Source organism: Aequorivita viscosa, assembly GCF_900106795.1.
Taxonomy (GTDB): domain Bacteria; phylum Bacteroidota; class Bacteroidia; order Flavobacteriales; family Flavobacteriaceae; genus Aequorivita; species Aequorivita viscosa.
In genome coordinates this window covers 47,620-72,079 of record NZ_FNNS01000011.1, presented here as the reverse complement: position 1 = coordinate 72,079, position 24,460 = coordinate 47,620, and the positions used below count along the sequence as shown (strand labels likewise).

At 35.9% G+C, this 24,460-nt stretch carries 29 protein-coding genes; 17 read left to right on the top strand and 12 right to left on the bottom strand.

The window, feature by feature from the left end:
• Positions 1-92: 92 nt before the first annotated feature.
• Positions 93-857, bottom strand: a complete 765-nt coding sequence (locus BLW28_RS08160) for a TIGR02757 family protein (protein ID WP_073217241.1) — start codon at positions 855-857, stop codon at positions 93-95.
• A 69-nt stretch (positions 858-926) separates the two neighbouring features.
• A complete protein-coding gene (locus tag BLW28_RS08155) occupies positions 927-1,586 on the bottom strand; it encodes an ABC transporter ATP-binding protein (protein WP_073217245.1) in 660 nt (219 codons plus the stop codon).
• A gap of 128 nt (positions 1,587-1,714) precedes the next feature.
• Between BLW28_RS08155 and folE the strand changes: the two genes are divergently transcribed.
• Together folE and BLW28_RS08145 are read left to right on the top strand one after the other, a co-directional pair.
• Positions 1,715-2,314 (top strand): GTP cyclohydrolase I FolE, encoded by a 600-nt coding sequence (gene folE, locus BLW28_RS08150; RefSeq protein ID WP_073217248.1) that lies wholly within the window; start codon positions 1,715-1,717, stop codon positions 2,312-2,314.
• Between the two features lie 49 nt (positions 2,315-2,363).
• The gene (locus BLW28_RS08145; RefSeq protein ID WP_073217251.1) at positions 2,364-2,660 is read left to right on the top strand and encodes a hypothetical protein; all 297 of its coding nucleotides are present in this window, start codon (positions 2,364-2,366) and stop codon (positions 2,658-2,660) included.
• A gap of 7 nt (positions 2,661-2,667) precedes the next feature.
• Here BLW28_RS08145 and BLW28_RS08140 read toward each other — a convergent pair whose 3' ends face one another.
• Positions 2,668-3,066, bottom strand: coding sequence for a thiol-disulfide oxidoreductase DCC family protein (locus BLW28_RS08140; RefSeq protein WP_073217444.1), 399 nt, complete (start codon positions 3,064-3,066; stop codon positions 2,668-2,670).
• Positions 3,067-3,129: 63 nt separating this feature from the next.
• Positions 3,130-5,289: an endonuclease MutS2 gene (locus tag BLW28_RS08135; RefSeq protein ID WP_073217253.1), complete on the bottom strand. Its 2,160-nt coding sequence runs from the start codon at positions 5,287-5,289 to the stop codon at positions 3,130-3,132.
• A gap of 39 nt (positions 5,290-5,328) precedes the next feature.
• Between BLW28_RS08135 and ung the strand changes: the two genes are divergently transcribed.
• Positions 5,329-5,994, top strand: coding sequence for a uracil-DNA glycosylase (gene ung, locus BLW28_RS08130; protein WP_073217256.1), 666 nt, complete (start codon positions 5,329-5,331; stop codon positions 5,992-5,994).
• A gap of 287 nt (positions 5,995-6,281) precedes the next feature.
• On the opposite strand, the gene BLW28_RS08125 is transcribed toward ung, so the two are convergent.
• The 4 genes from BLW28_RS08125 to BLW28_RS08110 form a co-directional block, all read right to left on the bottom strand.
• Positions 6,282-7,136 carry a substrate-binding domain-containing protein gene (locus tag BLW28_RS08125; RefSeq protein WP_073217259.1) on the bottom strand — a complete coding sequence of 285 codons (855 nt, stop codon included), beginning with the start codon at positions 7,134-7,136 and terminating at the stop codon, positions 6,282-6,284.
• A complete protein-coding gene (locus BLW28_RS08120) occupies positions 7,133-8,014 on the bottom strand; it encodes a nucleoside phosphorylase (RefSeq protein WP_083540694.1) in 882 nt (293 codons plus the stop codon). Before BLW28_RS08120 ends, BLW28_RS08125 begins: the two co-directional genes overlap by 4 nt.
• A 94-nt stretch (positions 8,015-8,108) precedes the next feature.
• On the bottom strand, positions 8,109-8,453 hold the full coding sequence (locus BLW28_RS08115) for a translation initiation factor (RefSeq protein WP_234946460.1): 345 nt from the start codon (positions 8,451-8,453) through the stop codon (positions 8,109-8,111).
• 28 nt (positions 8,454-8,481) lie between these two features.
• Positions 8,482-9,432, bottom strand: coding sequence for an isopenicillin N synthase family dioxygenase (locus tag BLW28_RS08110; RefSeq protein ID WP_073217264.1), 951 nt, complete (start codon positions 9,430-9,432; stop codon positions 8,482-8,484).
• 257 nt (positions 9,433-9,689) lie between these two features.
• Between BLW28_RS08110 and BLW28_RS08105 the strand changes: the two genes are divergently transcribed.
• From BLW28_RS08105 to BLW28_RS08050, 12 genes are all read left to right on the top strand, one after another.
• Positions 9,690-11,699 carry an alpha-ketoacid dehydrogenase subunit alpha/beta gene (locus tag BLW28_RS08105; RefSeq protein ID WP_073217267.1) on the top strand — a complete coding sequence of 670 codons (2,010 nt, stop codon included), beginning with the start codon at positions 9,690-9,692 and terminating at the stop codon, positions 11,697-11,699.
• 99 nt (positions 11,700-11,798) lie between these two features.
• Positions 11,799-11,960: a DUF1328 domain-containing protein gene (locus BLW28_RS08100; protein WP_073217269.1), complete on the top strand. Its 162-nt coding sequence runs from the start codon at positions 11,799-11,801 to the stop codon at positions 11,958-11,960.
• Between the two features lie 138 nt (positions 11,961-12,098).
• A complete protein-coding gene (locus tag BLW28_RS08095) occupies positions 12,099-12,578 on the top strand; it encodes a lipocalin family protein (protein WP_073217272.1) in 480 nt (159 codons plus the stop codon).
• Positions 12,579-12,655: 77 nt separating this feature from the next.
• Positions 12,656-13,363: a YiaD family glycine zipper/OmpA-like lipoprotein gene (locus tag BLW28_RS08090; protein WP_073217275.1), complete on the top strand. Its 708-nt coding sequence runs from the start codon at positions 12,656-12,658 to the stop codon at positions 13,361-13,363.
• Between the two features lie 17 nt (positions 13,364-13,380).
• Positions 13,381-14,562, top strand: a complete 1,182-nt coding sequence (locus BLW28_RS08085) for an NAD(P)/FAD-dependent oxidoreductase (protein ID WP_317042274.1) — start codon at positions 13,381-13,383, stop codon at positions 14,560-14,562.
• Complete coding sequence (locus BLW28_RS08080; protein WP_073217279.1) at positions 14,559-15,278, top strand: methyltransferase domain-containing protein; 720 nt, start codon at positions 14,559-14,561, stop codon at positions 15,276-15,278. The genes BLW28_RS08085 and BLW28_RS08080 overlap by 4 nt, the downstream gene beginning before the upstream one ends.
• Positions 15,275-16,327 carry a type III polyketide synthase gene (locus tag BLW28_RS08075; RefSeq protein WP_073217452.1) on the top strand — a complete coding sequence of 351 codons (1,053 nt, stop codon included), beginning with the start codon at positions 15,275-15,277 and terminating at the stop codon, positions 16,325-16,327. Before BLW28_RS08080 ends, BLW28_RS08075 begins: the two co-directional genes overlap by 4 nt.
• Before the next feature lie 2 nt (positions 16,328-16,329).
• A complete protein-coding gene (locus BLW28_RS08070) occupies positions 16,330-17,145 on the top strand; it encodes an SDR family oxidoreductase (RefSeq protein ID WP_073217282.1) in 816 nt (271 codons plus the stop codon).
• A 55-nt stretch (positions 17,146-17,200) separates the two neighbouring features.
• On the top strand, positions 17,201-17,635 hold the full coding sequence (locus BLW28_RS08065; protein WP_092842558.1) for a 3-hydroxyacyl-ACP dehydratase FabZ family protein: 435 nt from the start codon (positions 17,201-17,203) through the stop codon (positions 17,633-17,635).
• Positions 17,636-17,818: 183 nt separating this feature from the next.
• A complete protein-coding gene (locus BLW28_RS08060) occupies positions 17,819-19,099 on the top strand; it encodes a beta-ketoacyl-[acyl-carrier-protein] synthase family protein (protein ID WP_073217288.1) in 1,281 nt (426 codons plus the stop codon).
• Positions 19,096-19,347 (top strand): acyl carrier protein, encoded by a 252-nt coding sequence (locus BLW28_RS08055; RefSeq protein ID WP_073217290.1) that lies wholly within the window; start codon positions 19,096-19,098, stop codon positions 19,345-19,347. Before BLW28_RS08060 ends, BLW28_RS08055 begins: the two co-directional genes overlap by 4 nt.
• A gap of 134 nt (positions 19,348-19,481) precedes the next feature.
• On the top strand, positions 19,482-19,850 hold the full coding sequence (locus BLW28_RS08050; protein WP_073217292.1) for a hypothetical protein: 369 nt from the start codon (positions 19,482-19,484) through the stop codon (positions 19,848-19,850).
• On the opposite strand, the gene BLW28_RS08045 is transcribed toward BLW28_RS08050, so the two are convergent.
• From BLW28_RS08045 to BLW28_RS08035, 3 genes are all read right to left on the bottom strand, one after another.
• Positions 19,851-20,315, bottom strand: a complete 465-nt coding sequence (locus BLW28_RS08045; RefSeq protein ID WP_159431753.1) for an arsenate reductase family protein — start codon at positions 20,313-20,315, stop codon at positions 19,851-19,853. It abuts the gene before it with no gap.
• 11 nt (positions 20,316-20,326) lie between these two features.
• Positions 20,327-20,629: a ribosome hibernation-promoting factor, HPF/YfiA family gene (gene hpf / locus BLW28_RS08040; protein WP_073217297.1), complete on the bottom strand. Its 303-nt coding sequence runs from the start codon at positions 20,627-20,629 to the stop codon at positions 20,327-20,329.
• A gap of 80 nt (positions 20,630-20,709) precedes the next feature.
• A complete protein-coding gene (locus tag BLW28_RS08035) occupies positions 20,710-21,666 on the bottom strand; it encodes a TerC family protein (RefSeq protein WP_073217300.1) in 957 nt (318 codons plus the stop codon).
• Positions 21,667-21,814: 148 nt separating this feature from the next.
• On the opposite strand from BLW28_RS08035, the gene BLW28_RS08030 reads away from it, so the two are divergent.
• Positions 21,815-22,420: a nitroreductase family protein gene (locus BLW28_RS08030; protein ID WP_073217302.1), complete on the top strand. Its 606-nt coding sequence runs from the start codon at positions 21,815-21,817 to the stop codon at positions 22,418-22,420.
• 588 nt (positions 22,421-23,008) lie between these two features.
• Here the strand turns inward: BLW28_RS08030 and BLW28_RS08025 are convergent.
• On the bottom strand, positions 23,009-23,473 hold the full coding sequence (locus tag BLW28_RS08025) for an SDR family NAD(P)-dependent oxidoreductase (protein WP_317042276.1): 465 nt from the start codon (positions 23,471-23,473) through the stop codon (positions 23,009-23,011).
• Between the two features lie 285 nt (positions 23,474-23,758).
• Between BLW28_RS08025 and BLW28_RS08020 the strand changes: the two genes are divergently transcribed.
• Positions 23,759-24,340, top strand: a complete 582-nt coding sequence (locus BLW28_RS08020) for a TetR/AcrR family transcriptional regulator (RefSeq protein ID WP_073217308.1) — start codon at positions 23,759-23,761, stop codon at positions 24,338-24,340.
• Positions 24,341-24,460 lie beyond the last annotated feature (120 nt).

The following is a 24,460-nucleotide window of genomic DNA, read 5'->3' as shown; positions in this document are numbered from 1 at the left end:
AAAATCGTTTAAAGATTGCCGATAAAAGTACAACATTTTAGGCAATTTTGGTAATCAAAAATTTTAAATTTTCAAGGGAAATAGGGATTGACTTAAAATCCTTCAAAAACACCGAGACCGAATAAAGCGAAGTCATACTTAACTGGATCTTGTGCATCGAGCAATCGCAATGAGGCGTCCAATTCGTTTAGGGCCTTAGCGTCATTTTGTTTTCTCTTAAGCAAACCTAATTTACGAGCAACATTTCCGCTATGAACGTCTAACGGACAAGATAATAGGGCAGGAGAAATGTTTTTCCAAATTCCGAAATCTACACCGGCATTATCGTTTCGAACCATCCAACGCAAATACATGTTAATCCGTTTGGCAGCCGAATTTTTCATCGGATCGCTCACGTGTTTTTGCGTCCGCCCTAAATGTGGAAGCTCAAAAAATACGTGTTTAAATTTATGAATTGCTTCTTGAAGCGAATCCGCTCCCTTATTTGAGTTGAAGATGTTTTCTAATCCGCCGTGATTTGTATAAATATTCTGAAGCGATTTAATAAAATAGGAAAGGTCATCACTATTGAAGGTGCGGTGGACAAAACCTGACAATAATTCAGAATCATTATCTGTATAATTCATAACAAAGTCATAAGGAGAATTACCCATCCGTTCCATTAATTGATGGCTGTTCTTGATAATGCTTTTTCGATTTCCCCAAGCAATAGTTGCCACCAAAAACCCGGCGATTTCAATGTCTTCTTTTAGCGTAAATAAATGAGGAATTTGAATTGGATCAGATTCAATAAAATCGGAATTGTTGTACAGAATAACTTTTTCTTCAAGAAACTCTTTTAGAGGAAGTTGATTCATATCACTTAATTCTTTAGTATAAATGTTTTTTTGTTGTAATGCTATGGTTCTAGTATTGAAATGAATAGGTTAATCAGCAATTATTCCATCCCGCATAACCAACTTTCTATCGGCCATATTCGCAAGATCTTTATTGTGGGTAACAATCACAAACGTCTGACCAAATTCATCGCGAAGCCTAAAAAACAAATTGTGAAGATTTTCGGAACTTTCGGTGTCTAAATTACCGCTGGGTTCATCGGCCAGGATAATCGGTGGGTCATTAACCAAGGCTCGGGCAACGGCGACACGTTGTTGTTCACCTCCAGAAAGCTCGTTAGGTTTATGATTCTTTCGATGCGAAAGTCCTAAAAATGAAAGTAATTCTTCAGCTTTTTTAATGGCTTCAGATCTAGAAGTACCTTTTATAAATGCAGGAATACAAATATTTTCAATAGCCGTAAATTCGGGGAGTAATTGATGAAACTGAAATATAAAACCTAAGTTTTCATTCCGAAATTTAGCTAGCTTTTTTCCCGAAAGCGAGTTTATATCTATTCCGTTTATTACAAGTGTACTACTTGCATCATGGAGCGTATCAAGTGTACCAATTATTTGCAAAAGAGTGGTTTTTCCCGCTCCCGATGCTCCAACAATAGAAACAATTTCACTTTTTTTAATATGCAAGTCCACTCCCTTCAAAACATGAAGGTTGTCATAATATTTGTGAATGTTCTGAGCCTTTATCATTCCTAATATTTAAGCTGTGAAAGTACTATTTATAGCCTTATTCTGCAATTCAAACAAGAATATAGTTTTGGCTTTCAATTTATAGATTTACTTTTGGCTATCGAACTTTAATTGAAACTTAAAACATTATGGGGTCATATAGGTATTTTGAAGAATACAATCAACCAGTTACAGACAGCCTGACTGATAACTACAGTAGCATTCTGAAAACAATAGGTGAAGATACTGAACGGGAAGGAATAGTAAAAACTCCTGAAAGAGCTGCAAAGGCTATACAATTCCTTACTTCAGGAAACTGCCAAGATCCTGCTGAAATACTCAGAAGCGCAATGTTTAAGGAAAGTTACCACGATATGGTTATCGTTAAGGATATAGAATTGTATTCGCTTTGTGAACACCACATTCTTCCATTTTTCGGAAAAGCACATATTGCCTATATCCCAAACGGACATATTGTTGGTTTAAGTAAAATTCCGCGTGTTGTAGATGTTTTTGCACGTAGATTACAAGTGCAGGAACGCTTAACACACGATATTTTAGAGTGTATTAACGACACATTAAAACCAAGAGGAGTTGCCGTGGTAATTGAAGCCTCGCATATGTGTATGATGATGCGCGGAGTTCAAAAACAGAATAGCGTTACTACAACTTCAGGGTTTCGTGGTGAGTTTGAAGCATTGCAGACAAGAAACGAATTTCTAAAACTGATTAGCAACGACCTTTCTTAATTTTTGGAACATTTTTTGAATCTATGATGGAAAAATAGTTTTATCCAAAATGGAAAACGAAAAATATAATTTACTCAAACGCGGAATTATTTATGATTTAATAGGAATGATTTCCATTCTTATTCCTGTAATTGGACCTTTCTTCGATTTGCTATGGGCTCCAATTGCGGCCAAGCAAATGCATAAAATGTACAAAGGCCCTGAAGGGAAAATAGCAAGTGTAATAGTATTCCTTGAAGAGGTATTGCCTTTTACCGACGTTGTGCCAACCTTTACGCTAATGTGGGTGTATACTTTTGTATGGAAGAAAAAGCCAGTAATGCACGCTATTAGAGTGGAAAAATAAAATAGGTTTAAAGGAATTTTTCTTTTAATTCTGGTGTTGGAATCATACAGCTTTCTTTTTTCCCAAACCATTTATAACGGTTTTTAGCAATGTAGTCGTAAACTGCATCTCGGATAAACCTCGGTAGTATTAAAAAACCATAAAGTAGGGGATAACCTCCAGATAGCTCTTTGGAAATACGCAAGGCAGCTGAAGATTTGGCATAATAGTTTTCACCATCCACCAGTATAATAGAATCTACGTTGGAAGTATCTATTTGAAACTTTGAAAGTAAGGTCTCACCAATCTCACTTTGAAGCGGGGCGAATTTAAAAATGTTCTTTTTGTCTTTTTTTATAACAAAGTTGATGGCGCCATTGCACAGGTTGCAAACGCCGTCGAACAAGATTATTTTATGTGATTCAATGTGCTTCAATTTATTGTAATTTTAAAAGATGCTGTTAACTGATACTGCCAACTACGACTTTACTCATACTTTCTCTAATTCATCTAAACTCACGTTCGTGGTAAACATTCCATAATTAACAAAGGCTTTATTTTTCTCTATAGTATCAATTGTGCCTATTGCGCGACCTTCTAACATTCTTACTCTATCACCTACTTTTAAGGTAACTTTTGGCTTCGGTGGAGGCAGTTTTTTTGCTTTTTCCTTTTCTTCTTTTTTGCGCTCGCGTATAACTTCTACTTTCTTTTCTACTTCTTTTATTACGGCTACTTTTTTAGCTTTAACGGCTTTTTTGACCTTGGGAGCCAGTTTTTTGCGTTTGCTGTTTTCAACCATAACCAATTTCATCAACTCATCTATTAACTGTTTTTTCTGTTTGTTGTTGAAATATTTTTCAGCCAGTGTGTCCACTTTTCTTCCAAGACTAATTAGCTTTTGATTCGCATCATATAACTCCTGATAGCTCTCTAATTTTTCTTGAACTTTAGAATTAACCTCTTCCAGTTGTCGGCTGCCAAGTCGAGCTTTTTCTGCTTCATTTTTAAGTGTTTCAGAAGTCTTCCTCAAATTAGAACGTTCTTTTTGAAGGTTTGCAATGGTTTTATCAAATCGAACCTTGCCGCGTTCTATCTTTTTCTTGGCTTTATTAATTAAGCTATACGGTATTCCGTTTTTTTGGGCTACTTCAAAAGTATAACTACTCCCAGCTTCACCTAAATGTAGCTGGTATAAAGGCTCTAATGTTCTACTATCGAACTGCATGTTCGCATTAATAGCGTGTGGCAGCTCATTAGCCAGTAGTTTTAAGTTGCTGTAATGAGTCGTAATTATTCCAAAAGCATTACGTTCATAAAAAACCTCTAAAAAGGTTTCGGCCAAAGCCCCTCCAAGTTCAGGATCGCTTCCTGTTCCAAATTCATCTATTAAAAAAAGCGTTTTATCGTTGCATTTTCGTAAAAACTGATTCATTTTTTTAAGCCGGTAACTATAAGTGCTTAAATGATTCTCAATAGATTGATTGTCACCAATATCGGTTAAGATTCGTTTAAAAAACCACATTTCGCTTTGTGGATCGGCTGGAATGAGTATTCCACTTTGAAGCATAACCTGAAGTAAACCTACAGTTTTCAAAGTGATACTTTTCCCACCAGCATTTGGACCAGATATTACTATAATTCTTTTGTCAGGAACTAAATCAATGGACTGTGGGTAGGTTTTTTCGTTACGTTTATTATTTGCAGCGAGTAATAATGGGTGATATGCATTAATAAGTGAAATCCGTTTTTTTGAAGTAATTATAGGAAGTACACCATTTATTTTTGAAGCGTATTTTGCCTTAGCATAAAAGGTATCTATCAAAATTAGATAATCCTGAAAGCTCCCTATAAGTTCCTTGTAAGGTCTTACAAACTCTGTTAGAGCTTTTAGGATCCGCTTAATCTCTTCATCTTCATCATACAGCAAATTGCTGAGTTCGTTGGCATATTCTAAAGATTCCTGAGGCTCGATATAAACAATACTTCCTGTTTTTGAAGTTCCCAAAACAGCGCCTCTTACTTTTTTTCGGTGCATAGCTTTTACGGCAAGCACTCGGCGGTTTTCAACTACCGATTCGCGTATTTCATCGAGATAATCATTCTGAATATATTGCGAAAGCGCTCTGTTAAAAGAAGCGTTTATCTTTCCTTTTAACCCATTTAACCTGCGGCGAATACTAGCTAATTCAGGCGAAGCATCATCCTTTATTTCACCATATTTATCAATTATTTGATTGATTGCTTCCGAGACTGCAGAGGTATGATTTACTTGTTCAGAAAATGAATTTAGGTGAATATAAAACTCTTCATATTTTTTAAAGAATTTTAGAAGAATACGCGTGGTTTCTGAAATGGATAGAATTTTCCGAAAACCTGAAATTTCTAACGTACTCCTTTCTATATCGAGCAAATGCAACTCCTTAAAAACTGGATCAAAACCGTGATTTGGAATTTGATTTTCACCACTGAGTGATGCCGTAAATTCTTTTACACGTTGGAGTTCTGGCTCTATTTTAGAAAGATCCTGAAAAGGAGTAATGGCAAGGACCCGTTCTTTTCCAGGTGCCGTTACGCAGCCTTCCGAAATTTGTTTGAGAACTGATGGAAATTCTAAATCCTCCAATGTTTTACTAGCGATGCGCCCCATTCGTCTTGTTTCTTGTAATTTTACACAAAAGTAAGGATAATGAAGGTAACTATTGAAGCAAGTTGGAAACAGGTTTTAAACGATGAATTTGAGAAACCCTATTTTAAAGAATTAACCGAATTCGTTAGGAATGAGTATGAGTCGAATACTTGCTACCCGCCGGCCAGTAAGGTTTTTTCAGCTTTTAATCACGCTCCCTTTAACGATGTTAAAGTTGTTATGATAGGGCAGGATCCATATCACGGACCAGATCAAGCGCACGGTTTGTGTTTTTCTGTAGACGAAAATGTTAAAATACCACCGTCTCTTAAAAATATTTTTGAAGAACTTAGGACTGATGTTGGTATTGCTATTCCAACGCACGGAAATTTGGCAAGATGGGCAGATCAAGGTGTGTTAATGCTTAATGCTACATTAACTGTTCGAGCACATCAGGCAGGAAGTCATCAAAACAAGGGTTGGGAAAAGTTTACAGATGTTGTAATTCAAAAACTATCTGAAGAACGCGAAGGCTTGGTTTTTATGCTTTGGGGTGGCCCAGCGAAAAAGAAAGGCAGAAAAATTGACGAATCAAAACATTTGGTGCTTAGTAGTGGACATCCATCTCCATTGGCGGCAAATCGTGGTTATTGGTTCGGGAATAAGCACTTTAGCAAAGCCAACGCATATTTAAAAGCGCATGGGAAAACCCCGATTGAATGGTAATCTTGTGAAATTTATTATTACGGGCTTCTTAAAAACCACAAACAATTAAGTGTTTTAAAAAAGCAGTCAGAAATGACTGTAGCCAACTAAATATGGGTGTTGAAGCGAATAAATTATTCGTCCTCAGGAACTTCAGTGTCCTTGGCGTCATTACAGCTAAACTGCAATAAAAGAAAGTTTGTGACTAGCAACGCACCTAAAACAATTAAGAAAGTAGTCATAATAATTAGATTTATACCTAAAAGATGCAACAGTTGTAAAGTGGTTGCGTCTAGATAAAATCTTTTTTAAAAATTATGAAGAAGTTGGTCGGTTGGTAATTTATCTTCTATAAGACCGAGTTTTAGAAGCTGATCTTGAACTTTTTCAAGTGTTTTTTCACTCAATTGTTTTTGGCTCCAATGTGTAAGACTAAGCCATTCATTAACATCTTCTAGTTCTTGTCCGTAACGATTGGCTATCATTTCGGCTACAGATGGAAGATTCTTAAAATCTATAGTAATATGGTTGATAACCTCTAAAATTGTTTTTACAATTTCGGCGTTTTCTTTCAGCACTTCGTTTCTAACGACTATAACGAAGCTAGGCCAAGGAGTAGGAGAAACGCCAACCAAGCGAAACGTACCATTATCTACGTAGGGTTTCGTCATAAACTTTTCCCACATAAAATAATCGCCTTCCCCGTTCGGAAGACTTTCTATCGCTCCTTCCAAATCCTTGATTTCAGTAAAGTTTAAATCATTTTGTAAATCCCAATCGTGGTTTTCAGCATTTACATACGCCATTAGGTGTGAGCCTGATCCGTAGCGACTTATGGCTGCCGCAGTTCCTTTTAAATCTGAAATTTCTTCAAATTCAGAATCTGTAGCCACATGGATTCCCCATAATAAAGGAGATTCAACAAAAACCTGAACAATACTGCTTTGATTTCCGTGAATAATATCGCGAACAATTCCTTCAGTAAGAATAACCGCCATATCGATTTCCTTATCACGAAGCGCTTGATTCATTTCGCCCGTTCCTCCTGGAAAATCTTTCCATCGCAAATTGATGTCCTTCTCTTGAAATTTCTTATCGCGAAGACCTAAATACCAAGGTAAATTGAAGTGTTCCGGCACTCCACCTATTATAAATTTCTTCATTCCACAATTTTTTCCAAAGTGTACCGTATTAAAGCGTCCACAGTGGCTTTCGTATCCTTGCTAAAAGTGCCAGATGCACGATTGGCAATAATTGCATTCATAGAAAGCGTGCTATGCCCCAACAATCGTCCCAGTCCATACATTGTTGCGGTTTCCATTTCTAAGTTGGTTATTTTATGATTTTTATACTCAAAAGATTTCAGTTTTTCATTTAAACCTTGATCTTGAAGTTGCGCTCGGAGTACTCTTCCTTGAGGTCCATAAAATCCTACATTGGTAATAGTGCAACCTTCAATTGTTTTTTCTGAAGACAGTTTTTTCAACAATGTTTTATCGGCTTTCACAACATAAGGCACGGAGTTGTCGGGATTCCAGTCTGTATGGTTTATAAATGCCTGCGCAAATTCGCGGATAAATATTTTATCTGTTTTAGCATAGTAATGCATCACATTATCCAGTCCAATTGCCAACTTACTGATTAAAAAGCTATCTACTTCAATTTCTGGAGTCAAACCACCCGAAGTACCAATTCTAATGATGTCTAATGATGTTTTCTTCGATTTTTCAGTTCGCTTCTCGAAATCTATATTCACCAAGGCATCTAGCTCATTAAAAACAATATCGATATTATCTGGGCCAATTCCTGTAGAAACTACACTAATACGCTTTCCTTTATAGGTTCCAGTATGCGTTTTAAATTCGCGATGTTCCGCAGTAGTTTCTATGGTATCAAAATACTTAGAAACCATTTTTACCCTCCCAGGATCTCCTACGGTTATAACAGTCTCGGCCAATTGAGAAGGGGCGAGGTCTAAGTGATATATCTTCCCTTCTGGGGTAAGAATTAATTCACTAGCTAATATATTTTCTATTTTCAAAATGCTTTTTTTTTAAGGTTATGCGTTTATAATCTAAAGTTTATGAGCTGTCAACCTAACTAATTACTGCCTCACTGAATGCTGAATTACTGATTCACCCTCCAACTCGTTTCACGCTGAATCCCTTATCTTTAAGGAATTGCATAATTTTATCTCGGTAATCGCCTTGGATTATAATTTGTTCATTTTTAAAACTTCCGCCTACGCTTAATAGTTGTTTTATTTCTTTGGCAAGAATCTTAAAATCCTTGTCGGCCCCGTTATATCCTTCAATAATCGTAATTGGTTTTCCTTTACGCTTTTCATACTTGCATAGTAAGGGATCGTCCTGAAGCCAAATGGTTGGTTCTTCTGTGATCTCTGTCTCCTTACTTGGTTCGTGTTCCGGAAATAAATTTTTTAACTGGTCTTCTAACGATGTCACTGTTTCTGGTTTCAAGTTTTTTGACTAATGCTACTGCTAACGGTTACTTTTTTATAAGTCCGATTTCTACTAATCTTTGGTGTAAAAATTCACCAGCGGTAATATCGTCGTAAGCTTTTGGATGTTCGTCATCAATACATTTTTCCAAACAGTTTAATTTCATATCGCTGCGCGGGTGCATAAAGAAAGGGATAGAGTACCGAGGGCTTCCCCATTCTTCTTTTGGTGGGTTTACAACGCGGTGTATCGTTGAACGTAGTTTGTTATTTGTGAGCCGTTCAAGCATATCACCTACATTAATAACCAATTCATCTTCTTTTGGTATCGCGTCGATCCACTCTCCATCTTTCCTTAACACTTGAAGTCCGCCAGCCGACGCACCCATTAATAATGTTATCAAGTTTATATCGCCATGAGCTCCAGCTCTTACAGCACCTTTTGGTTCTTCGGTAATAGGAGGGTAGTGAATTGGTCGTAAAATACTATTACCGTTTGCTGCCCAATGGTCAAAATAAAACTCATCAAGACCAATATACAGAGCCAATGCCCGCAACACATAAACGCCCGTTTTTTCTAACATTCTGTAGGCTTCCATCCCTGTTTTATTAAAATCTGGAAGTTCTTCCACTTCAACATTATCGGGATAGGTGTCGGATAAATTGGCATCTTCAGATGGTTCTTGACCAAAATGCCAGAATTCTTTTAAATCTCCTTCTTTTTTACCTTTTGCATGTTCCTTTCCGAAAGAAACATATCCACGCTGTCCGCCTAAGCCTTCAATTTCATATTTTTTCTTAGTTTCTAGCGGAAGGGCAAAAAATCCTTTAACTTCTTTATAGAGTTCGTCCACCAACTCATCACTTAAAAAATGGTTGTTTAATGATACAAATCCTATTTCTTCATAAGCTTTTCCTATTTCGTCTACAAACTTCTGCTTTCGTTTTGGATCTTCAGAAAGAAAATCAGCCAAATTTACACTCGGGATATTATTCATATTGTACAATTTTATCTTACAAAGATATTAATTTCATTCCTTTAATTGAAAAGCCACATTTTATGGCGATTTATCTATTCGCAAACTGTAAATATAAGCTTTAGGATAGAATATAAAGTGTTCAAGTTACCAATTTGTATTTTGTTTTTGAAGCCCTTTACGCCCACAGAAATATTCCTTTATAAGAATGAATTTATATACTGACTAAAACATGCAAACCTTCAGCTTTTTTTCTACATTTGAACTTTAAATTATAAATGATGAAACCCGAGATTTCCCCAAATATACTATTTGATTACGACAGAAAGGATCTGGACGACGAAACCCTTAAAATGCTCTATCGAGGCATGCTAAAGCCACGAATGATTGAAGAGAAAATGCTTATCCTGCTTCGGCAAGGAAAGGTTTCAAAATGGTTTAGCGGAATAGGGCAAGAAGCAATATCTGTTGGGGTTGCGGCAGTATTAGACAAGGACGAATATATCCTGCCTATGCACCGAAACTTGGCTATATTTACCATGCGGGAAATTCCGTTATACCGACTTTTCTCCCAATGGCAAGGAAAAGCAAATGGCTTTACAAAAGGCCGTGATCGTAGTTTCCACTTTGGAACCCAAGAGTTTAACATTGTTGGAATGATTTCACATTTAGGACCTCAGTTTGGAATAGCCGATGGAATTGCCTTAGCTAATAAACTAAAGAACAATAATAAGGTCTGTGCGGTTTTTACTGGTGAAGGTGGTACAAGCGAAGGTGATATTCACGAAGCTTTAAACGTAGCATCTGTATGGCAATTACCCGTTTTATTTTGTGTGGAAAACAATGGTTACGGACTATCAACACCGAGTAACGAGCAATACAACTGCGAAAATATTGCAGATCGTGGAAAGGGCTACGGAATGGAGTCGCATATCATTGAAGGTAATAATATTCTTGAAGTTTACACCACATTAAACAATATTGTGGAAAGCATGAGGGAAAATCCACGCCCAGTTTTATTGGAGTTTAAAACCTTTAGAATGCGCGGTCACGAAGAAGCAAGTGGCACTAAATACGTACCAACCTACCTTATTGATGAATGGGGATTGCGCGATCCGTTGATTAATTTTGAACAGTATTTATTGGTTGAAGGAATTATTTCTGAAGAAGAAATTGAAACCTATAGAGCTGAATTTAAGCAAGAAATTGATGAAAATTTAGACCTAGCATTTGCCGAACCTACAATAGAGTCACCTATAAGCAACGAGTTAAATGATGTGTACAAAGAATTTAATCATCAGGAATTTAAGGAAAATTCAGAAACAGAAAATATCCGATTTATAGACGCAATTTCCCAAGGTTTAAAACAAGCTATGGAGCGTCACGACAATCTTGTTATTATGGGACAGGACGTTGCTGAATATGGAGGTGTTTTTAAAATAACTGAAGGCTTTGTAGAAGCTTTTGGAAAGGAAAGAGTCCGAAACACTCCTATATGTGAATCGGCAATTGTATCGGCGGCAATGGGTCTTTCTATTAATGGCTTTAAGGCTGTTGTAGAAATGCAATTTGCAGATTTTGTTTCGTCTGGCTTTAATCCAATTGTAAACTTATTGGCAAAAAGCCACTACCGATGGAGTGAAAATGCAGATGTTGTTGTGCGAATGCCTTGTGGTGCAGGAGTAGGAGCCGGACCTTTTCACAGCCAGACAAACGAAGCTTGGTTTACTCATACACCGGGATTAAAAGTAGTTTATCCAGCTTTCCCGTACGATGCTAAAGGTTTATTGGCTAGTAGTATTGAAGATCCAAACCCTGTAATGTTCTTTGAGCATAAAGCATTGTATCGAAGTATTCGTCAAGATGTACCAACCGATTATTACACAATTCCATTAGGAAAAGCAGCGGTTTTAAAAGAAGGAACAGATGTTACAATAATAACGTATGGCGCCGGTGTACATTGGGCACTGGAAACATTAGAGCAACAGGATAATATTAGCGCAGACCTTATTGATTTAAGAACTCTAGTTCCATTAGATATTCAGGCTATTTACCAATCTGTTAAAAAAACAGGGAAAGTAATAATACTTCAAGAAGACTCTATGTTTGGAGGAATAGCTTCAGATATTTCGGCGATGATTATGGAAAATTGTTTTGAAGATCTTGATGCGCCCGTTAAAAGAGTCGCCAGTTTAGAAACTCCAATCCCATTTGCTGCATCGTTAGAATCAAACTATCTTCCTAAAGAAAAGTTTAAAAAAGAACTATTAAACCTATTATCTTACTAATTGTTTAACGTTTCTAGTTAAACTTAATATAAATAATATTAACCAAAGTGGTTTGTTATTTACTTTAGTGGCATACTAATCACTAAAACCTTATATATTATGATACGTTGGATCGTTATTTTTCTTGTTATAGCAATTATTGCTGCAATTTTTGGATTTGGAGGCATTGCCGAAGGAGCAACCGACATTGCAATGATTATCTTTTGGATATTCTTAGTTCTATTGGTGCTTTCTTTACTATCTAGTCTATTTAGAAGATAGAATAGAATTGAAAATATTCTAATTCAAAAAAGAAACTACTCAAATTAATGCCCATTGATTTAAGATATCAATTTTCAATTTTAGGTGACCATAGGGCATTGTGGTTACCTTTTTTATAAATTAACACAATCTAAAAAAATGAAGAAGTTTTTAATTTTGGCACTTATTGCTGCCACATCAATTGCGTGCGGACCCCCTAAGACAGTTCAGGAATCTAAAAAAGTTATTAAAGGCTACTGGAACTTGGACGAAATTTCTTACAACAAGTCTGGAACCTTTAATGTTACTGTTTTCAACGACACGTCTGCAGAATGTTTCGAAGGAAGTACCTGGAGATTTATCCCCAATAACAATACCGGAAGATATTCAATCGACAATCCCGATTGTCCTACTGGTGAACGAAACTTCATTTTTACAATAGTTGAAATCGATCCTGCCTCTGGTTTATACGATTTTATAGTAAAACCAACTGATGCAAAAGGAAATTCAGCTGATAAATCCGGATTTAGACTGCGTTTGGCTCAATTAAGCGACAACAATATGCGTTGGGAGCAAACTGTGACTTTAGACGGCGAACCATTTAAAATTAAAATGGACTTCTCTAAAATAGAAGAGTAAAATTTATACTTTCAAATAAAAATTAAAACTACGGCTCCAATCACAGAGCTAAATCATAACAAATTAAAAAACTTAAAATGAAAAAGACTTTAAAACAAGTAGGTGTATTATTTCTTGCTTTCACACTAATTACAAGTTTTGCGAGCTGTGAGGCTACAAAAAATGCTAACAACAAACAAAAAGGTGCTGTTATAGGAGCAGGTAGCGGTGCGATTCTAGGGGCTATCCTCGGAAATAATGTTGGTAAAGGCGGTAACGGCGCTATTGGTGCAGTAATCGGTGGAGTAGTAGGAGGAACGGCTGGGGTGCTTATTGGTGACAAAATGGATAGACAAGCACAACAGATTGAAAACGAAATTCCTGGCGCACAAGTAGAACGGGTTGATGACGGTATTGTAGTCACATTCGACGAAAACAGTGGTGTTTATTTTGATACTGCAAAATATAATGTAAATGCAAAATCTCAAGAAACTTTAGATAAGTTGGCGCGAGTGCTACGTGAGTATCCTGACACAAACGTTCTTGTAGTAGGACATACTGATAGTGTTGGTGCCGACGCGATGAACATGACATTGTCAAAAAATCGTGCTATGTCTGTAACTAACTATTTTGTGCAAACAAAAGGACTAAGCGCAGGACGTTTTACAACAAACTGGTACGGAGAAGAAGCTCCTATTGCAGATAATAGTACTGCAGAAGGTCGCGCTAAAAACCGTCGTGTGAATCTTGCCATTGTTCCGAATGAAAAAATGAAAAGCGACGCTCAAAAAGAAGCAGGAAACTAAGTTTTAATAAAAAAACATTGAAATCCCGATCTACGCTAGGTCGGGATTTTTTATTAGCTTTAATCCGCGTAATGGTAAATCAAGCAAAGTGGGATATTGTTATTATTGGTGGAGGTCTTGCAGGGCTTACCACGGCATTACGACTTGCCACTAATAATTTGAAAATTTGTTTGATCGAAAAAAATGAATATCCACATCATAAAGTATGTGGAGAATATGTTAGCAACGAGATTTTACCGTATTTAAACTCCCTGAAAATTGATCCGTTCTCAGTAGGGGCGAAGCAAATATCTAAATTTCAATTAACTGATTTAAAAGGAATTCCAATTAACGTAAAACTACCCCTAGGCGGGTTCGGACTTAGCCGATATGCCTTTGACAACCTTCTTTTCAAGTCATTACAGAATAAAATCGAATTTTTATTTGATACAGTTGAACAAGTGAGTTTTCAAAACAACCATTTTGATATCACAACCAAAGGAAAAGCAAATTTAAAAGCAAGTTTCGTAATTGGAGCGTTCGGAAAAAGATCTAATATTGATTCATTTCTAAATCGGAAATTTATGTCGCAACGCTCTCCTTGGCTAGCCGTAAAAGCGCATTATGATTACGATTTTCCTGAAGATACAGTAGCCCTACATACGTTCAAAGGTGGATATTGTGGCTTGAGTAAAACAGAAACAAATGCGGTTAATGCCTGCTACTTAGCTACATTTAAATCTTTTAAAGAACATAAAAATATTGAAACCTTCCAAAATACAGCACTATCTAAAAACCCGTATTTAAAATCGTTTTTTGAAGAAGCCAATCCAATATTTGAAAAACCCTTAAGTATTAGTCAGATATCTTTTCAAAGAAAAAAACCTGTCGAAAACCATATATTTATGATTGGCGATAGTGCAGGGCTAATTCACCCTCTGTGTGGAAATGGAATGGCAATGGCTATAAGAAGTTCTCAAATCTTCTCAGATTTATTCTTAGATGCCTTTAAGAATAATGATTTTGATAGAAACAAACTTGAACTAAAGTACACAATTCATTGGCAACAGGAATTTGGCGATAGATTAAAAACCGGAAGGTTTATTCAACGCATTATAATGAATCCGAGTACCGCAAAAATTGGATTTACAGCCGCAAGTTTAGTTCCTGCATTGGTGCCAAAAATTATTGAAAAAACTCACGGAAGTCCTTCAAAATGATTGAATTTAACAATAAATACCGATCAAATCAGTCAGAAATAATGGACGATTTAGATTTTCAAGGAGATGAGATGAAAAATCTTCTAAAAGACCTTAAAGTCGTAAATAAATGGTTAGGAGGAAATAATATTACAATCGAAGGAATTCAACAATTATTAAAAACCCTTCCAAAAAACAAACCTATTGTCATTCTGGACGTTGGTTGTGGCGATGGCGAAATGCTTCGTATATGCAGTGATTTCGCACAAAAGCACAATTTTACTTTTATATGTATTGGCATAGACTTCAACCATAATATCTTAGCATTGGCAGAAGAAAAAAGTCGTATGTATTCAAACATATCTTTTCAAAATGTTGACATTTTTTTAGGTGAAAAATTGGTTCCAAATTGCGATATTGCATTGTGTACGCTGTTTTTGCATCATTTTTCAAATAAAGAGATAGAACGCTTTCTCAATGTTCTTATAACTAAATCGAGATTGGGGATTGTTGTAAATGATTTACACAGAAACAAATGGGCGTTTAACTTATTCAAAATTGTGAGTACTTTATTTTTAAAGACCAACACTGCCAAACATGACGGATTAATTTCAATAGCACGCGGATTTAAAAAGCAGGAACTTGAAACTATTTCAAAGAATATTCATTATCAAAAAAGTACTATTCATTGGCGCTGGGCATATCGCTACCAATGGATACTCAAAAAAAATGTATGAGCGTTAAAATTACCACAGTAGCCAAACAACTTCCCAAATACAGCAGAAATACTGCCGAGGTAATTCCCTTTGTAAAACAATGGATGCAAGCCCAAGACAGTCGATTTCAGCGAAAGGTTATAAAAATTTTTGAAAGTGCTGCGGTCGACAAACGGTACTCGATCATGGATCCTGTAGATGTGTTTACCAAAACCAGTTTTCAAGAAAGGAACGATATTTATAGTCGTGAGATTACCAAACTCGGGAAACAATGTCTTGAGAAAGCTTTAGATAAAGCAAATTGGAATCCAACCGATGTAGATTTCATAATTACCGTAAGCTGTACAGGAATTATGATTCCTTCTGTTGATGCTTATTTAATTAACGAACTAAAAATGAAACAGGACATCGTGCGCCTTCCTGTTACAGAAATGGGCTGCGCGGCTGGTATTTCAGGGATTATTTATGCTAATAATTTTTTAAAAGCAAACCCAGGAAAACGAGCGGCTGTAATTGCTTTAGAAGCGCCTACAGCAACGTTTCAGCTCGAGGATTTTTCAATGGTAAATATTGTAAGTGCTGCAATTTTTGGCGACGGTGCGGCTTGCGTTTTAATGTCTTCCAATGAAACGGACTCAGGACCAGAAATTCTGGCAGACGATATGTATCACTTTTATGATGCGACCAACATGATGGGCTTTAAACTTGTAAATTCAGGACTCCAAATGATTCTTGATAAATCGGTTCCTGAAAAAATAGCAGCACATTTTCCGTTAATTATTCACCCTTTCCTTAAAAATAACAAGCTGGAAATTAATGACATCGACCATCTCGTTTTTCATCCAGGAGGAAGGAAAATCGTGGAAACTGTAGAAGATTTATTTGGAACTTTAAACAAAAACATTGATGATACTAAAGAAGTACTTAAATTGTACGGGAATATGAGTAGCGCCACTGTTTTGTATGTTTTAGAACGATTTATGGATAAAAAACCTGATTCTGGAGAGTTGGGCCTGATGCTTAGTTTTGGCCCAGGATTCTCTGCGCAACAAGTGCTATTGAAGTTTTAATTATGAATGAAATAAAAGCTGACAGATCCCAAAAAAACACCGTACCGTTAAACATAAAAGGCGAGTGGGCAATTATTCTTGGAGGCAGTAGCGGACTTGGTTTAGCTAGTGCAAAAAAGCTCGCTTCGGAAGGTTTCAATATCTGTATTGTACATCGGGATAGAAAAAGTAGTTTACCGCACATTGCAGAAGAAGTAAAAACAATAAAGTCTTTTGGAGTGCTGGTTAAAACATTTAATCGGGATGCTTTAAGTAAAGAAGCGCGAAACGAAATAGTACAACAACTGCCTAAAAACAGTGTGAAGTTACTCCTGCACAGCATAGCTAAAGGCAGTTTAAAAAAAATGACAGGGACCGAATCTGAAACGCTTTCAAAAATAGATTTGGACATTACAATTCACGCAATGGCAACTAGTTGGCACGAATGGACTCAAGTTTTAATTCAACAAGAAAAATTTACAGCAAACGCTCGAAACATAGCTTTTACAAGTGAAGGAAGCAACAGGGTATGGCCCGGTTACGGTGCAGTTTCAGCTGCTAAATCTGTATTGGAATCCTTGATGAGAAATATGGCCGTAGAACTCGCAGCTTTGGGTATAACCACCAATTGTATTCAGGCGGGAACTACACAAACAGCTTCATTTCGGGCAATTCCTGATAGTGAAGAATTAGCTAAAATGGCAATAAATCGCAATCCGTTCAATAGACTTACAACCCCAGATGATGTCGCTAATGTAGTTGCCTTACTTTGTAATAATGAAGCAAACTGGATCAATGGCTCTATCATTAAAGTAGATGGAGGGGAAAGCCTTAGGTGATTAACGATTTATGATGTACTATTTAAGAGTGACGATTTAACTAAAAGAAATGAATTTGGAATATCAAACCATACTTGCGCAACTTCCATATTCAGAGCCCTTTCTGTTTGTGGACGAACTGTTATCGGTTTCAGAAGAAGGTGTAAAGGGAGTTTATACATTTCGATCAGATGCTTTTTTTTACGAAGGACATTTTAAGGATAACCCAGTAACGCCTGGCGTTATACTCACAGAATGTATGGCTCAAATTGGACTAGTATGTTTGGGAATTTATCTATTAGAAAAAGAAGATTTACCAAAAGATGCATCATTTGCGCTGAGCAGTACCGAAATTGATTTTTATCTACCCGTTTTTCCCAATGAAAAGGTTATGGTAATTTCAGAAAAAATATACTTTAGATTCAAAAAATTAAAGTGTAAAGTAAAAATGATCAATTCAAAAGAAGAATTAATCGCAAAAGGAGTTGTTTCGGGAATGATAATCCATTGATTTTTAAACAATTAGTTTTTGTTGATGAAAAAAGATTAGAGAATTATGACTAGAGAGTAAAGACTAGAGAACAAAGAGTAAAGAAACGTGTATTTAACGCCAACCAAAGATTCATTACCAATAATACCTATAAACTCTTAAACTCTTAAACATTTAAACTTTTTAAACCCTTTAAACATAAACTTGAAAAAACGAGTCGTTATAACTGGATTAGGAGTGGTTTCACCAAATGGTGTGGGGATTCCTGATTTTAAAGAAGCCATAAAATCAGGATCTTCAGGAATACGTTTCTTTCCCGAACTGCGCGAATTAAAGTTTTCTTGTCAGTTAGGTGGGCAACCCGAAATTTCAGAAGAAAAAAAACGAGAATACCTATCCGAACTACAACTTCGAAACTTCAATAGTAGTGGAATTCTGTACGGTGTTATTGCAGGAATGGACGCTTTAAAAGACGCTGGTTTAAACGTTACAAATAAGAACGAAGAACCACTTTGGGAATTAGGAATAATCTTCGGAAGTGGTACTAGCGGCGTTGAAAAGTTTAGAGAAGCCATTTATAAAATCGACGATAAAAATGTACGTCGCTTGGGTAGTACTTCTGTGGCGCAAACGATGACAAGTGGCGTAAGTGCCTACCTCGGCGGACTTATTGGCGCAGGAAATAAAGTTACGGCCAATTCATCTGCCTGTGCCACAGGAACAGAAGCACTTTTAATGGGGTTTGAACACATTGCAAACGGAAAGGCAACCTATATGCTCTGCGGCAGCACTAGCGATTACGGGCCTTATATTTGGGGTGGTTTTGATGCGATGAAAGTCACTACATACAAATACAACGATATGCCTCAAAATGTAGCCGGACCTATGAGTGCAAATGCTAGCGGCTTTGTTCCAGGAAGTGGGGCAGGGGCTTATTTATTGGAGTCCTTAGAGAGTGCTCAAAAACGTGGGGCCACAATTTATGCCGAAGTACTTGGCGGTGCTATTAATAACGGCGGACAAAGAGGAGAAGGAAGCATGACCGCTCCAAACAGTATTGCGATTCAAAAATGTATTACAGATGCTTTGACCGATGCTGGAATTACAGCTTCAGAAATTGAGTATATAAACGGTCATTTAACGGCAACTATTAAAGACACAGACGAAATAAAGAATTGGAGTAGTGCTCTTAACAGAAAAGACAACGATTTTCCATATATAAATTCGTTAAAAGGAATGACAGGCCATTGCTTGGCTGCGAGTGGAAGTATCGAGATTGTTTCGGCTATTCTTCAACTTCACGAAGGCTTTATTTTTCCAAATGTAAATTGTGGTAATTTACATCCTGAAATAGCATCAATCATTGCGTCAGAAAAAGTGGTGACTAAACTTCAAGAAATACCGCTACAAACAATCGCTAAGGCGAGTTTTGGCTTTGGAGATGTAAACGCTTGTGTTATCTTTAGAAAAAATAAATATATATGATTTCAGATGAGATTTACGACCTTCTCGAACCAATAATTAAAACCTATTTACCTGAAGATGTTTCAGCTATAGATATAAACCGTTCTAGCGATTTAACAAGGGAGCTTAATATCAATTCTGCACATCTTGTTGATATTGTGCTTGATATTGAGGATAAATTTAATATTGAGTTTAAAAATGAGGATATGGAAAAACTTCGAAATGTTAATGATGCTATTTTGCTTATCCAACAAAAAATAGCCAAATAGTATAACAATTTTTCACTGAAATGAACGACAAGAAAGCGTGTTAAGTTCTTATTATCAATCAGTTAAAGTAGGTTAAAAAAAGAATATTTTTCTTGATTTTTAGTACCTTAATCAGGACTAAAAAGAAAAATATTATGAAAAACCTTCTTCTATTAATTACAATACTAATGGCGCCGATTATTGTAATGGCGCAAGATACTTTTTTTCAAAATTCAAATGAAAATGTACGAAGCGAAGCTATCAGAATAACAACTGAGTATAATCGTGAATTAGCATTTTCAGGGGAACAAGAATTATTGTTTCGACAAAAAGTAGCAGAGTTCTTAATAAGAAAGAACGAAATAGAAAAAGCGTTTAGCGGACAGAAAAAAATTGATTTACTTTCGGCGCTGCAACGCGAAGAAACCAGGGAAATGAATGATATACTTACAAGGTTGCAAATGGAGTTTTACAGAAAAGTAAAACCCCAAATTCAACCAGTAAAAACAGTAGAAAAGAAATGATTATTTTTTCCTTTCTATAAAATTTTCTCCTTTAGTAGTCCTTTCAATGTCAATATCTTCCTCTCGTATCTGACTTTGCTCAAGACCTGCAGAATCTACTTCAAAAAATTCTAAAACTTCAGTAGGGTTTTCTATTTGTTGGGTGCGTTCGCCCTTAATCAAAATAGGTCTAGAAATAACACTATCATTATTTTGAATAATTTTAATCCAATCGTGTGTACCATAGTTTTCGGTAACGATTGTGTCTATATCTAACGCTCTTTTATCGACTAAATCGCCAACTTTTACACCGAGCGATTCAGCAATTTCTACCCATATAGTATCCCCAATTTTAGATTTGGCAAGATCGATAGGTAAATATTTTTTATCTATTCCACGCAAATAACTTAGAGTGTGCGCACCAAGTCGAGTATTGCTACTAAATATTAGCGTTATTTGATTTTCATCCCGTGCTATAATTCCCATGTTTTTCATTATTAATGTGGTCTCATTTTTTCTTTCTGTCGCTGTAATTGTGAACGTAATTCAGTAATTACTTTAGCAATCGAAGCTTCGAAAGTACCTGACGATGTTTCTGCAAAAATTGTTTGCCCCGGTGTACCGAGTTTTACACTACAAATTTTTCCTAATTCAGGATTATTGGAGTTTTCCTTTTTTAAATATACGTCTGCCTTAACAATAAAGTCGTATTTATTTTCGAGCTTATTAAGTTTTTCTGAAATAAACTCTTCTAATCTAGAGCTTGCCGCCACATCGTGGTATTCGAAATGTATGTTCATATAATATACAATTTGGTTACGAAAACTAAAGATACAATAGGAGGAAAACCATTCCAAGCTTTTTAAAGAAAATTATGATATTATTCCTTTAAACCAGATGTTCCAGAGGAGGGCAGTAGTAACGAGGCCACAATTCCGCCAATTAAAGAAAAAACGATGATTCCCAAAGAAAGTAATTCGGGAAAATGCACAAAATCAGACAGCAACATTTTAATTCCTACAAATGCAAGAATTATAACCAAGCTGTAATTGATATACCTAAACTTATCCAACATTCTGGAAATTAGAAAATACATAGAGCGTAATCCCATAATAGCCAGTATATTGGAGCTAAATACGATAAACGGATCCGAAGTAATGGCCAAAATAGCCGGAATACTGTCTAAGGCAAATAGAATATCGGTTAATTCAATAATAATTAAGGCAATAAAAAGGGGAGTGGCGGCTTTAATTCCCATACGTCGGATAAAAAACTTATCGCCATCCATTTTATTTGTTATTGGGAACAACTTTTTCATAAACTTAAAAACAGTCGATTTCTTTGGATCAAATTCAGCTTCTTTATGAACCAACATTCTATAAGCGGTAAACAAAAGAAAAACGCCAAAAACGTAAATAATCCAATCGAATTTATTGATGAGGGCAACACCAAAAAGAATCATTAAGGCCCTAAACACTATAGCACCCATAATTCCCCAGAATAATACTTCGTGTTGGTATTTTTTAGGTATAGAAAACGAAGAAAATATAACGGCAATCACAAACACATTATCAATACTTAATGATAGTTCGATAAAGTAACCCGTGATGTACTTTAATACTGCTTGATTTGCTGTTAGATTTGTCGGGTTTTCAACCATGCCTTCGCTAAAAAGCCAGTAGATAATTCCTGAAAATCCCAAGGCCAACAAAACCCAAAAAGAAGTCCAAAAAGCAGCTTCTTTGGTCTTGATTTCGTGCGGATTACGGTTGATAACACCAAGGTCTACTATTAGAAAAAATATGATAAAGGCAATAAAGATTCCCCAGACAAGCATACGGTTATTTTTTGCGTGAAATTAGTTTCAAATTCAATTCAACATGCATAGCAAAATGTTAATATTATGAGCTTACGTTAAAAGTTTTCAAATTGCTTTCTAAGTGTAATAGAACTCAGTAAATTGTAGACATAAAAATTGAAAATATATGGACAAGAAAAACACAATCAAAAAAATTACAAACACTGAATATCCAATTTTAGATACTATCAAAAACAGATGGAGCCCTCGAGCATTTTCAGACACGCCAATTAAAGAAGAAACGGTAAAAACACTACTCGAAGCAGGTCGTTGGGCTCCGAGTGCATCCAATCTTCAGCCTTGGCGGGTTATTTGGGGAATTAAAGGCACAGAAACCTACGACAGGATCTTTAACTGTTTAGATGAGTTTAACCAATCATGGGCTGGCAGTGCACAAGTACTTTGGCTGAATGTTTTTAAGAAAACAATGGGAAAGGACAATAGAGAAAATTTTCACGCACTTCACGATTTGGGACTTTTTATGGGAAATGTTCTTATGCAAGCAGAAAGTATGGGCATTGCAGCACACCAAATGGCTGGAATTCGGTTTAAGGATGCGAATAAGGAATTTAAATTCAACGATGATTATCACGTTGCCACAGGAGTCGCCTTTGGATATTATGGTGGAGATGTATCTAAATTACCCGAAGGCTTAAGAGAACAAGAACTTAAAGAAACACGTATCCGAAATGCGCAATCGGAATTTGCTTTTAATGGAGATTATAAAAAATAAGAGATTTGAGTTTACTCTAGCTTTTGCTATAGTATCTAATCAAAGAAATACAACATCGAGTTTATTTTAGAAGCCCTAAGTTGGGCTTCTTTTTATTTTAGAACACTTTTAAATTTCTGATAACATCCCAGGAATTTATATAAGTAGAAGTCGTTTTTACTGTTATAGTTATATGGAATTCTTGTGGTAGGCTAGTAAATGTAAGGGAGTATCTGAAATATTCTATTTTACATAATATAAATTATAGAACATCTATTGACGGTGAATAAAATGGCGAATAGAACTTTTTCTGTTCTATTTGACATAATCCTGTTATAGTGCCTTTAGGTCTATAACTTGCGGTTATGTCAAGGCCATTTTATGACCTATGATTATAATTAGCCGTGGCGTCTGTTAAGCCAGCCGCACAAAAGCAAACATTTGTACAATTGGATTATTCTGTCCTATTGATTAATATCACTAATAATAAGTTGTCGGTGTTACTATACATAAAAACAGATACACTTAAACATCCAAATTAAGCCACCAATTGAGTGCTTCTATTTGGATGCTTGAAATATTTATAACTTTAAAGTATATGTTAAAATATTAAAAAGCAGTAAATCGAACATCTGTAGCCCAATTGGCTCCTGTTATATATGAAGCTTCAGGTGATAATAAGAACAACATTATTGCAACTTGTTCTTCTGGTGTTGAGTCTCTGTGCCCAGAGTCTGTAAATTGTAATAAACTCTGCGTTTTTATAGCACTAATTCCAGAGCCAGGATTGTCTTTATTCGCTTTACTTTTTGCCATCATAAGTTGGTAAGCTCTTTCAACCATGGATGTTGAAGTATTAGCCATATTTACAGAGTTTACTCGTATTCCAAACTCCGCATAGTCAATGGCGGCATTTTTTGTAAGTCCGTTCACTGCGTGCTTACTTGCAACATATGATGGTGTTCCAGAAAAACCACGTAAACCGGCTACAGAGCCAACATTGACTATTGCACCTCCTTGTTTTTGGGCAACCATTTGCTTTAATTCTTCACGCAAACATTTAAACATCCCTATTGCATTACTTGCTAGCTAGAAACATAACCTATCTGAAAATATTTTAAACAGACACTAAAGCTACGAAATCCCGCAATCTCGCTGCCAATAAACCTGCAGTGTAAAATCTACGATTGATGAAGCTACTAGAAATCGCATTCAATTTATTCTACTACTGTTTTGGTCTGTAACTTCTATAATAAACCAATTCAAAAAGTACCACTTAAGCGATCAACTATAAATCATTGTTAAAAAAGTGAATGAACATTCATTTTTACATATCTTTGCATCAGAATTAGAATCAATATGGCGAAACTTCAAAAAAGTATAGACAAACGCAATGCCTTAATTAAGGCAACTATAGAATTGGTGAACAATAATGGCTTTCACGCTGCACCAATGAGTAAAATTGCAAAAATGGCAAATGTCTCCCCTGCCACTATATATCTCTACTTCGAAAACAAACAAGATTTGGTAAATAAAACCTATATCGAAGTTAAAGCAAAATATACTCAATATGCTTTCGCCACCTATAATGATAGATTAACCGTTGAAGAAGGATTTGAAGCAATATGGAAACGCATTGCCGATTTCAAATGTAAAGATTCAGAAAACGCGATGTTTTTAGCACAATGTGATAATACCCCAATAATTGACGAAACAAGTAGACAAGAGGGAATTAAACACCTACAACCCCTACTCGACCTTTGGGAACGTGGAAAAAGTAAAGGAATTATTAAACCCATATCTAACTATATATTATACGCCTACACCATAAATCCGCTATCGTTTTTAATGATGGCAGATAAACGCAACGGTTTCCAATTGGATAAAACACATATAGAAATGGCCTATCAAGCAGCTTGGGATAGCATTAGAGTGAATTAAGGGTTATGAAGTTATTGGTTGTTAGTTATTAGTTATTTGTGAATGCTTGATATTATGGGAGTTAACATAAATTATTGAAAATTAAACTTTGCGATTCTTTGCGTTTTTACTTTGCGCCCT

Excerpts from the sequence above, each read along its gene's own strand:
- BLW28_RS08125 (WP_073217259.1), bottom strand. The coding sequence starts at position 7,136 with ATGAAGAAATTTATAATAGGTGGAGTGCCGGAACACTTCAATTTACCT.
- BLW28_RS08070 (WP_073217282.1), top strand. The coding sequence starts at position 16,330 with ATGAATGAAATAAAAGCTGACAGATCCCAAAAAAACACCGTACCGTTA.
- BLW28_RS08090 (WP_073217275.1), top strand. The coding sequence starts at position 12,656 with ATGAAAAAGACTTTAAAACAAGTAGGTGTATTATTTCTTGCTTTCACA.
- folE (WP_073217248.1), top strand. The coding sequence starts at position 1,715 with ATGGGGTCATATAGGTATTTTGAAGAATACAATCAACCAGTTACAGAC.
- BLW28_RS08100 (WP_073217269.1), top strand. The coding sequence starts at position 11,799 with ATGATACGTTGGATCGTTATTTTTCTTGTTATAGCAATTATTGCTGCA.
- BLW28_RS08095 (WP_073217272.1), top strand. The coding sequence starts at position 12,099 with ATGAAGAAGTTTTTAATTTTGGCACTTATTGCTGCCACATCAATTGCG.
- BLW28_RS08080 (WP_073217279.1), top strand. The coding sequence starts at position 14,559 with ATGATTGAATTTAACAATAAATACCGATCAAATCAGTCAGAAATAATG.
- BLW28_RS08035 (WP_073217300.1), bottom strand. The coding sequence starts at position 21,666 with ATGCTTGTCTGGGGAATCTTTATTGCCTTTATCATATTTTTTCTAATA.
- BLW28_RS08110 (WP_073217264.1), bottom strand. The coding sequence starts at position 9,432 with ATGAATAATATCCCGAGTGTAAATTTGGCTGATTTTCTTTCTGAAGAT.
- BLW28_RS08135 (WP_073217253.1), bottom strand. The coding sequence starts at position 5,289 with ATGGGGCGCATCGCTAGTAAAACATTGGAGGATTTAGAATTTCCATCA.
- BLW28_RS08050 (WP_073217292.1), top strand. The coding sequence starts at position 19,482 with ATGAAAAACCTTCTTCTATTAATTACAATACTAATGGCGCCGATTATT.
- BLW28_RS08055 (WP_073217290.1), top strand. The coding sequence starts at position 19,096 with ATGATTTCAGATGAGATTTACGACCTTCTCGAACCAATAATTAAAACC.
- BLW28_RS08045 (WP_159431753.1), bottom strand. The coding sequence starts at position 20,315 with ATGGGAATTATAGCACGGGATGAAAATCAAATAACGCTAATATTTAGT.
- BLW28_RS08030 (WP_073217302.1), top strand. The coding sequence starts at position 21,815 with ATGGACAAGAAAAACACAATCAAAAAAATTACAAACACTGAATATCCA.
- BLW28_RS08145 (WP_073217251.1), top strand. The coding sequence starts at position 2,364 with ATGGAAAACGAAAAATATAATTTACTCAAACGCGGAATTATTTATGAT.
- BLW28_RS08160 (WP_073217241.1), bottom strand. The coding sequence starts at position 857 with ATGAATCAACTTCCTCTAAAAGAGTTTCTTGAAGAAAAAGTTATTCTG.
- ung (WP_073217256.1), top strand. The coding sequence starts at position 5,329 with ATGAAGGTAACTATTGAAGCAAGTTGGAAACAGGTTTTAAACGATGAA.
- hpf (WP_073217297.1), bottom strand. The coding sequence starts at position 20,629 with ATGAACATACATTTCGAATACCACGATGTGGCGGCAAGCTCTAGATTA.
- BLW28_RS08105 (WP_073217267.1), top strand. The coding sequence starts at position 9,690 with ATGATGAAACCCGAGATTTCCCCAAATATACTATTTGATTACGACAGA.
- BLW28_RS08155 (WP_073217245.1), bottom strand. The coding sequence starts at position 1,586 with ATGATAAAGGCTCAGAACATTCACAAATATTATGACAACCTTCATGTT.
- BLW28_RS08075 (WP_073217452.1), top strand. The coding sequence starts at position 15,275 with ATGAGCGTTAAAATTACCACAGTAGCCAAACAACTTCCCAAATACAGC.
- BLW28_RS08020 (WP_073217308.1), top strand. The coding sequence starts at position 23,759 with ATGGCGAAACTTCAAAAAAGTATAGACAAACGCAATGCCTTAATTAAG.